Source organism: Streptomyces fuscigenes (assembly GCF_021556455.1).
GTDB classification, from domain to species: Bacteria; Actinomycetota; Actinomycetes; order Streptomycetales; family Streptomycetaceae; genus Streptomyces; species Streptomyces fuscigenes.
This window is the reverse complement of record NZ_JAKGCV010000225.1, coordinates 1-8,915: the sequence shown is the minus strand read 5'-3', so window position 1 is coordinate 8,915 and position 8,915 is coordinate 1. Positions and strand designations below refer to the sequence as shown.

Genomic DNA, 8,915 nt, shown 5'->3' with positions numbered 1-8,915 from the left:
GGCCGCGGTCCGGAGGCCGGCGGCGGGCACGGCAGGGCGGGCGACGGCCCCGACAGCGGCGACGGCCCGGACAACGGCGACGGCCCCGACGACGGCGGCCGACCGGGCACGGGGGACGCGCCGTGACCGACGCGTTCGACGGGCTGCCGGACTCGGCGGCCGAGATCTTCGGCGAGGGCGTGACGGCAGACCTCTCGTACGGCCTGCTCACGGTCGACGTGCCCGCCGAGCGCTGGCTCGACGCGCTGACGACGGCCCGGGACGTCCTCGGGCTCGCCTACTTCGACTGGCTGAGCGCCGTCGACGAGGCCGAGGCGGGCTTCCACGTCTCCGCCCGGCTCTTCACGGTCGCCGACCGCAGGGTGCGGGCGCTGCTCGTGCGCACGGCGCTGCCGCACGAGGCCGCCGAGCTGCCGACGGCCGTCGACATCTACGCCGGCGCCGCCTGGCACGAGCGCGAGACGCACGAGATGTTCGGCATCGCCTTCCGCGACCACCCCCATCTGGCGCCGCTGCTGCTGCCGGACAGCTTTGAGGGCCACCCGCTGCGCAAGGACTTCGTGCTGGCCGCACGGGTCGCGAAGGCGTGGCCCGGCGCGAAGGACCCGGGCGAGTCGGGGGCACCGCGCCGCCGCCAGATGCTTCCGCCGGGCGTGCCCGACCCGAACGAGTGGGGCCCCCACAAGGGCGAGACCCCCCGGGAGCCCGCCCGTCCGGCGCGCTCCTCCCGTCCCGCAGGCCGCGGCGGCGCGGCCGCCGGGGGCGCGGCCGCCGGTCCCTCCGACTCCCGGACCACGGACGCCGCGTCGCCGGCCGGCGAAACCCCGCGCAGGCCGCGCTGTACGCGCAGCGCGTCGGAGGGTTCCGCCTCGCAGACGTCCGCGCACGGAACCGCCGAGCCGACCGGCCCCGCACCCGCGGGGTCCCCCGAGGGCCAAGACGCCCAGGGCCGGGACGCCCAGGGCCGGGACACCCGGACCGGTCCGTCGCCGGCCCGGCGCGGCCCGCGCCGTACGCGCAGCGCTTCCGCAGGCTCGGCATCGCAACGCGAGCAGGCCGGGCGCGAGGACGAGCAGGCCACGGACGAGCAGGCCGGGCGTGAGGACGAGCAGGCCGGGCGCGAGGACGAGCAGGCCCCGGACGAGCAGGCGCCGGGCGCGCGGCCGGGGAGTGCGCGGTCCGAGGGCGCGGACTCCCAGGCGGGGCGGCCCGGGGGCGGGAACTCCGAAGGCGCGGACGATTCCGACGCGCCCGGCCCCGGCGGACGCCCCAGGCGGCCGGCCCGGAGCGACGCGCCATGGCACCGCGCCCCGGAGGCCCCCGACACCGGTGACGCGCAGACCAGCGACGACCCGGAACCGAGCGGTGACGCGAGCAAGGCCAGGAACGCGGATCGGGACAGGAACACGGAACAGGACGGGAACGCGGATCGGGACAGGAACACGGACCGGGACAGGAACACGGACCGGGACAGGAACACGGACCGGGACAGCAACGCGGACCGGGACACGAACGCACACCGTGACCTGAACCCGAACCGGGACGGCGAGCGGGATGCGAAGGCGGACCGCGACCCGAACCAGGGCGGGACCACGAACGCCGACCGTGAGGCGGGCCCGGGCGGGGGGACGAACGCGGACCACGCCCCGAACCCGGACGCTGAAACGAACCCGAACCCGAACCAGGACTCGGATGCGGACCCGAACCCGAGCCCGAACCCGAACCAGGACTCGGATGCGGACCCGAACCCGAACCCGAGCCCGAACCAGGACCCGAACCCGGACTCCCCGAACCCGGACACCAACCCGGACGGCGGTGCCGGCCGGTGAATGACGTGCTCGACGTCGCCCTGCGCCTGATCGCCGTCTTCGTCGCCTTCCTCGTGCTGCCGCTCCTCGTCGGCCAGGCCGAACACAAGGTCATGGCGCACATGCAGGGCCGCCTCGGACCCATGCACGCGGGCGGCTTCCACGGCTGGGCCCAGCTCGTCGCGGACGGCGTGAAGTTCGCGCAGAAGGAGGACATCGTCCCGGCGGAGGCCGACCGGCGGATCTTCCAGCTCGCGCCCGCCGTCGCCCTGCTCCCGTACCTCCTCGTGCTGCTGGTGATCCCCGTCGGACCGGCTGGCAGCGCGGTGGGGCAGAGCATCGACGCCGGCCTCTTCTACGTGCTCGCGGTCATGGGCGTCGGCGTGCTCGGCTCGCTCATGGCGGGCTGGGCCTCCGCGAACAAGTACTCCCTGCTCGGCGGGGTGCGCACCGCCGCGCAACTGCTCGCCTACGAGCTGCCGATGCTGCTCGCCGCCGCCTCTGTGGCGATGGCGGCCGGAACGGTCTCCCTGCCGGGCGTGCTGCACGCCTTCCACTGGTGGTGGGTGCCCTGGCAGCTCGTCGGCGGCGTCGTGTTCTTCGTCTCCGGGCTGGCCGAGCTGCAACGGCCCCCGTTCGACATGCCCGTCGCCGATTCGGAGATCATCTTCGGCGCGTACACCGAGTACACGGGGCTGCGCTTCGCCCTGTTCCTGCTCGCCGAGTACGCGGGCATCGTCGTGCTGTCCGGGCTGACCGCAGTCCTGTTCCTGGGCGGCTGGCACGGGCCGTTCGGCGCCGACGGGCTCGGCTGGGTGTGGACCCTGCTGAAGGCCGCGGTGCTCGCGTTCGTCGTGATCTGGCTGCGCGTCAGCTATCCGCGGCTGCGTGAGGACCAGTTGCAGAAGCTCGCCTGGACCGTCCTCGTACCACTCGCCCTCGCCCAGATCGCCCTCACCGGCGTCGTCAAGGTCGTGATCAGCTGATGTCCCCGATCCCCGGCAGCGGGCTCGCCAAGGGTCTCGCCGTCACCCTCCGCACGATGACCAGGAAGACGGTCACCGAGCAGTACCCCGAGGCGCTGCCCGAACTCCCGCCCCGCAGCCGGGGCGTCATCGGGCTGTTCGAGGAGAACTGCACCGTGTGCATGCTGTGCGCGCGCGAGTGCCCCGACTGGTGCATCTACATCGACTCCCACAAAGAGACCGTGCCGCCCGCCGCGCCGGGCGGGCGCGAACGCAGCCGCAACGTCCTCGACCGCTTCGCCATCGACTTCGCCCTCTGCATGTACTGCGGCATCTGCATCGAGGTGTGCCCCTTCGACGCGCTGTTCTGGTCGCCGGAGTTCGAGTACGCGGAGACGGACATCCGCGAACTCACCCACGAGCGCGACAAGCTCCGCGAATGGATGTGGACCGTGCCGGAGCCCCCCGCGCTCGACCCGGGCAGCGAGGAGCCCAAGGAGGCCGCCGCCGCCCGCAAGGCCGCCGACCGCCTCGCGCAGCATCGGCCGGGGGACGACGCGTGAACCTCGTCGCCGCCCTCGCGTCCGTCCCCGCCGGCCGTGCCGGTTCCGGCGGTTCGTCCGCCCTCGCCCTCCCGCCCGCGGCCCCGCCCCGTACGCACCTGCTCGCCGCCCCGGCGGACGCGCTGACGCAACCGGCCGCCCGCGCCCTCGCCCGCGTGCCCGCCCACCTCGGCGCCGGGACCGGCGCAGGGTCCCCGACGGGAGTCGGGGCGCCGCACGGTGGGGGCCGTGGTGCCGAGCTCGCCGCCGTCGCGAGCCACGGCTTCCTCTCACCGTCCGGCGTCGAAGTGGTGTTCCTCCTCGTGGGCATCGTCACCCTCGGGGCGGCCCTGGTGACCGTCACGACCCGGCAGCTCGTGCACGCCGCGCTGTGGCTGGTCGTCGCGCTCGGCGGCCTCGCCGTCGAATACCTCCTGCTCACCGCCGAGTTCATCGCCTGGGTGCAGGTCCTGATCTATCTCGGTTCCGTCGTCGTCCTCCTCCTGTTCGGACTCATGCTCACGAGAGCCCCCATCGGACGCTCGCCCGACGCGGACTCGCCGGGCCGCATCGCCCCGCTGGTGGTCGCCGCCGCCGCGGCCGCCACCCTCGTATGGGTCGTCGTGGACGCCTTCCGCGCGACCTGGATCGACCTCAGCGCACCGGCGCAGGGCGCCACGGAGGTCACCGGCCAGGCGCTCTTCCGGCACTGGGTACTGCCCTTCGAGGCGCTGTCCGTCCTGCTTCTCGCGGCGCTCGTCGGCGCGATCGTCCTGTCGCGGAAGGGCGGCGACGTGGCCCGCACCGCCAGGGGCCGCCGCGGGCCCCGGCCCCCCGCGCCCCGCACAGCCGCGGGCCGCCTCCAGGGGTCCGCCACCCGCCGGGCTCCGGTCCCTCGCGCCGGGGAACGGGAACGCTGATGCATCTCGTCTATCCGGCCGTCCTCGCCGTCCTCCTGTTCTGCACCGGCGTCTACGGGGTCCTCGCCCGCCGCAACGCGATCCTGGTGCTGATGTCCGTCGAGCTCATGCTCAACGCCGTCAACCTCAACCTCGTCGCCTTCGACGCCTGGCTGCGCGACGCCCTCCACGCGGGCCAGGCCCTCACCCTGTTCGTCATCGCCATCGCCGCCGCCGAGATCGGCATCGGCCTCGCCATCGTGCTGATGGTCTACCGGGCCCGCGGCAGCGCCGACATCGACCGGATCCGCGACACGTCCGAGGCCGCGATGGACCGCGCCGCCGAGGCCGACGCCTCCGGTGCCGGACCGGGCCACCCCGACGACCCCGCCGGACCCGCGGCGACGAATGCCGAGGCCCCCGCGTGAGCACCACCACCCTGGCCGTCCTCGTCCCGCTCCTTCCCTTCGCCGGCGCCATCCTCGGCCTGTTCACCGGCCGTGCCGCGCCGGGCCTCGGGCGCCTGTTCGCCGTGCTGCCGACGCTCCTCTCGGGCGTGCTCGCCGTACTCGTCGCCGTCCGGCTGGGCGGCGGCGCGGGCGACGGCACGCCTCCGCTCGACGCCTCGACCCGTCTGACCCCCACCGGCTCCGTGCCCGTGGACCTCTCCCTCCACCTCGACGGCTTCGCCGTGCTCGTCGCCGTCCTGGTCACCGTCGTCGCGACGGGCGTGCAGCTGTACTCGACCGGCTACCTGCGCCACGACCCGCGCTACGCCTCCTACGCGGCGCTCGTCTCCCTCTTCACCTCGGCGATGCTGCTCGTCGTCTACTCCGGTGACCTGATCGTCCTGCTCGTCGGATGGGAAGTGATGGGCATCTGCTCGTACTTCCTCGTCGGCCACTACTGGGAGACGCCCGAGGCCCGGGCCGCCTCCATCAAGGCGTTCCTCGTCACCAAGCTCGGCGACGTCCCCTTCCTCATCGGCCTGTTCGCCCTGGCGGACGACGCGCACAGCTTCGGCATCCCCCGGATCCTCGGCACCGTCGCCGACGGCGGCCTGCACCACCCCACCGTGGTCGCACTGCTGCTGCTCGCGGGGGTCGCGGGCAAGTCCGCCCAGTTCCCCCTGCACACCTGGCTGCCCGACGCGATGGCAGGCCCGACCCCCGTCTCGGCGCTCATCCACGCGGCGACCATGGTCGCCGCGGGCGTCTACTTCGTCGCCCGGCTGCTGCCCGTCTTCGCCTCCTCCACCGCCGCGCTCGTCGTGCTCGCCGTGATCGCCGCCGTCACGATGGTCGGCTCCGCCCTCGCCGCCCTCGCGCAGGACGACATCAAACGCGTCCTCGCCTATTCGACGATCGGACAGCTCGGCTACATGTCCGGCGCGCTCGCCCTCGGCGACCGGGACGCGGCCGTCTTCCACCTCCTCTCGCACGGCGCCTTCAAAGCGCTCCTCTTCCTCGGCGCGGGTGTCGTCATCCACGCGGCCGGCACGAACTCACTCGCCGCGATGTCCCGCATGGGCGGTCTCGCCCGCCGCATCCCCGGCGCGTTCTGGACGATGACGCCGGGGCTGCTCGCCCTCGCCGCGATCCCTCCCTTCTCCGGCTTCTTCTCCAAAGAGGCCGTGCTCGGCGCCGCCGAGAACGCGGCCCTGGGCGGCTCCGTCCCCGCGTCCGTCGCCGGCCCGGTGCACGCGGCCGTCGGCCCCTCGGCCACCGGCCTGGTCGGGCCGACCGCCTCGGCCGCGATCGGCTGGACCGTCCTGCTCGCCGGGCTCGCCACCGCCCTCCTCACCGGTGCCTACGCCGCCCGCCTGTGGCTCCTCGCCTTCCGGGGACGCGGCGCGCCGGCCCCCGACCACGGCCCCCAGCCACTGATCATGAACGCCGTCCTGTGGGCGCTGGCCGTGCCCACCGTCGCCGCCGGCGCCCTCGCCTGGTACCTCGGCGACTGGTTCGACGGCCAGCGGCTGACCCCGGCCCTCAACACCTCCGTCCTCGCCACGGGCGTCGCCCTGGTCGGCGCGGGCGCCATGTACGGCGCGTGGCGCCGCACCGCCCCGCTGCTCGGCCGGACACCGCTCGGCGCGGTCGCCGCCCACCCGGACGCCGAACCCGCCCTGTCCGAGGCCGAGGCCATCGAGGCGCACCCCCTGGCCTACGGCGACATCGCCGACGCGCCCGACCCCGCCGACCCCGGCCGGCTGCTGCTCGGCCCCCTGCACCGGCACGCCGCGTCGGGCTTCCACCTGGACGCGCTGTACGACCTGCTGTTCGTCAGGACCGTCGCCGCGGGCGCGCGCCTGGTCCGCTTCCTGGACCGGGAAGTCGTCGACACCTACGTCAAGGGAGCGGCCGCCGGGCCCCGCCTGCTCGGCGCCGCCGTGCGCCGCGCCCAGACCGGCAACGTCCAGACCTACCTCGGTGCGCTGCTCGCGGGTTCGGTCGTGCTGGCGATCGCCGCCGTACTCGTCGCAGCGGGAGCGTGAGCCGTGTTCGATATCAGCGAGTCCGTGATGCAGATCCTGCTCGTCCTCATCGTGGCCGGCCCGCTCGTCGGCGCGGGCGCTGCCCTCCTGCCCGCACCGCCCGGACTGCGCGGGCCCGGCCCGGAACGGGCCGTGCTGCGCCACGGCGTGATCGTCACCGGCGCGGTCCTCGCCGCCACCATCGTCCTGGCCCTCGGCTTCGACCGGGACCACGCGTCGAGCATGCAGGCCACGACCGACGTCAGCTGGATCGCGGCGATGAACGTCCGCATCCACCTCGGCATCGACGGCATCTCCCTCCCCCTTCTGGTGCTGACCGCCCTGCTGACCTTCCTGTGCGCCCTCCACAGCTACTTCAAGCCCCCGAAGGGCGCCGGAGCGAAGGGCTTCGTGGCCCTCGTGCTCCTCCTCGAGTCCGGCACGCTGGCGACCTTCGCCGTCCTCGACCTGATCCTCTTCTTCCTGGCCTTCGAGATGGTCCTCATCCCGATGTACTTCCTGATCGCGCGCTGGGGCGGCGACCAGGGCGTCACCGGAGGCCGGCAGGCCGCCGCCTGGAAATTCGTCCTCTACACCGTGCTCGGCTCGGTCGTCATGCTGCTCGGCCTGCTGCTGATCGGACTTCGCGCAGGCACGTTCGACATAGTGGCACTCGCCACTGACAACGGCCGTGGCCTCAGCACATCCACGCAGGTCATCGCTGCTTTGGCGATCGGTGCCGGCCTCGCGGTAAAGACCCCGATGTGGCCGCTGCACAGCTGGCTCCCCGACGCGCACACGGCCGCCCCCACCACCGGCTCGGTGCTCCTCGCGGGCGTGCTGCTCAAGATGGGAACGTACGGCCTCGTCCGCATCGTCGTGCCGTCCGTGCCGCACGGGATGCACACCTTCGCGCCCTACCTGGCGGCGTTCGCCGTCACCGGAATCGTCTACGGATCACTCGCCTGCCTCTCCCTCGTCCGGCGGGGCGCGGGCGGCGACCTGAAACGCCTCATCGCGTACTCCTCGGTCGGCCACATGGGCTTCGTACTCCTCGGCATCGCGACCATGACCCCCACCGGCATCAACGGCGCGCTCTTCGCCAACATCGCCCACGGCCTGATCACGGGCCTGCTGTTCTTCGTGGTCGGAGGAGTCAAGGACCGCTACGGCACCGCGGACCTCGACAGCCTCGCGGGCGCCACCGGCGCCGCGCTCTACGGCCGCGCCCCGCGCCTCGGCGGGCTGCTCGCGTTCGCCGCCGTCGCCTCGCTCGGGCTGCCGGGTCTCGCCGGGTTCTGGGGCGAGATGCTGACAATGTTCGGCGCCTTCCACCCCGCGGCAGGCCTCAGCCGTCCGGCCTTCCTCACCTTCATGTCCGTCGCCGCGTTCGGGACGCTGCTGACCGCCGCGTACCTGCTCGGCGTCGTGCGGCGGGTCTGCATGGGCGTGCGGCACGGCGCCACGGGCGCGTCCGTAGAGCCGGCTCCCCTCGGCCCGGCCTCCCTCGGCGCGGCTTTCCCGGACCCGACCGGGGCCGCGGCTTCCCCGGACCCGACCGGGGCCCGCCCGGTCTCCGCAGGTCAGGACTCCTCCGGGGTCGCCTCCGTCGCCCCCGCGCCCGGCGCCGCGCTGCCGCGCCTGCCCGACGTGCACGGCTACGAGCTGGCCTCCTGGAGTCCGCTCGTGGCGCTGACGGTCCTGGCCGGGCTGTGGCCCGCCGTGCTGCTGGGCCTGAGCGACCCCGCCGTCCACCGACTCCTCGCCGGAGGCGCGTCATGACCGCCGCGGGACTGGTCCAGTCCGTCGACTGGCTCGCCGTCGCACCACCCGCGATCACCGCCGCCGTCGCCCTGATCGTGCTGGTCGCCGACCTCTTTCTGGAGGAGCGCCGCAAACCGCTGCTGGGCGCCCTCTCCGTCGCGGGCCTCGCGCTCGCCCTTCTCTCGCTGCTGCCCCTGCGGGCCGGCGACCGCACCACCTTCTGCCTGACGGCAGGCGCAGGCGGGGGCACCGGCCGCGGAACCGGTCCGTGCAGCTACGTGGCCGACCACTTCACGCTGGTCATCCAGTTGCTGGTGCTCGGCGGCGCCCTTCTGACGGCACTCCTGTCCATGCCGGGCCGCCGGCCGTCCCGGCGAGCCGCCACCTCCGCCCCGGCGGCCGGAAGCGACGCGCCGGGCGACGGTGCGCGGGGCGGCGGCCACCGCGCCGTTAGTACCGCG

Annotated in this window: 7 protein-coding genes and 1 pseudogene; all 8 read left to right on the top strand. The window is 74.2% G+C overall.

The genetic code is table 11. From position 1 onward, the window contains the following. Window positions 1-122 precede the first annotated feature (122 nt). Window positions 123-1,829: an NADH-quinone oxidoreductase subunit C gene (locus tag L1885_RS17990; RefSeq protein ID WP_235798152.1), complete on the top strand. Its 1,707-nt coding sequence runs from the start codon at window positions 123-125 to the stop codon at window positions 1,827-1,829. Further along, window positions 1,826-2,794, top strand: a complete 969-nt coding sequence (locus tag L1885_RS17985; RefSeq protein ID WP_235798151.1) for a complex I subunit 1/NuoH family protein — start codon at window positions 1,826-1,828, stop codon at window positions 2,792-2,794. The genes L1885_RS17990 and L1885_RS17985 overlap by 4 nt, the downstream gene beginning before the upstream one ends. Next, window positions 2,794-3,336: a NuoI/complex I 23 kDa subunit family protein gene (locus L1885_RS17980; protein WP_235798150.1), complete on the top strand. Its 543-nt coding sequence runs from the start codon at window positions 2,794-2,796 to the stop codon at window positions 3,334-3,336. Before L1885_RS17985 ends, L1885_RS17980 begins: the two co-directional genes overlap by 1 nt. Window positions 3,337-3,623: 287 nt before the next feature. Beyond that, entirely contained in the window at window positions 3,624-4,235 is a 612-nt protein-coding gene (locus tag L1885_RS17975; RefSeq protein WP_235798154.1) for an NADH-quinone oxidoreductase subunit J family protein, read from the top strand. Beyond that, complete coding sequence (nuoK, locus tag L1885_RS17970) at window positions 4,235-4,642, top strand: NADH-quinone oxidoreductase subunit NuoK (RefSeq protein WP_235798149.1); 408 nt, start codon at window positions 4,235-4,237, stop codon at window positions 4,640-4,642. The genes L1885_RS17975 and nuoK overlap by 1 nt, the downstream gene beginning before the upstream one ends. Next, entirely contained in the window at window positions 4,639-6,711 is a 2,073-nt protein-coding gene (locus tag L1885_RS17965) for an NADH-quinone oxidoreductase subunit 5 family protein (RefSeq protein WP_235798148.1), read from the top strand. The genes nuoK and L1885_RS17965 overlap by 4 nt, the downstream gene beginning before the upstream one ends. 27 nt (window positions 6,712-6,738) lie before the next feature. Then, window positions 6,739-8,472 (top strand): complex I subunit 4 family protein, encoded by a 1,734-nt coding sequence (locus L1885_RS17960; protein WP_235798153.1) that lies wholly within the window; start codon window positions 6,739-6,741, stop codon window positions 8,470-8,472. Next, window positions 8,469-8,915: pseudogene (locus tag L1885_RS17955) on the top strand (hypothetical protein); the annotation flags it as partial. The gene L1885_RS17960 and the pseudogene L1885_RS17955, both read left to right, overlap by 4 nt.

Coding starts and splice junctions, on each gene's coding strand:
- L1885_RS17980 (WP_235798150.1), top strand. CDS start 2,794: ATGTCCCCGATCCCCGGCAGCGGGCTCGCCAAGGGTCTCGCCGTCACC.
- nuoK (WP_235798149.1), top strand. CDS start 4,235: ATGCATCTCGTCTATCCGGCCGTCCTCGCCGTCCTCCTGTTCTGCACC.
- L1885_RS17960 (WP_235798153.1), top strand. CDS start 6,739: ATGCAGATCCTGCTCGTCCTCATCGTGGCCGGCCCGCTCGTCGGCGCG.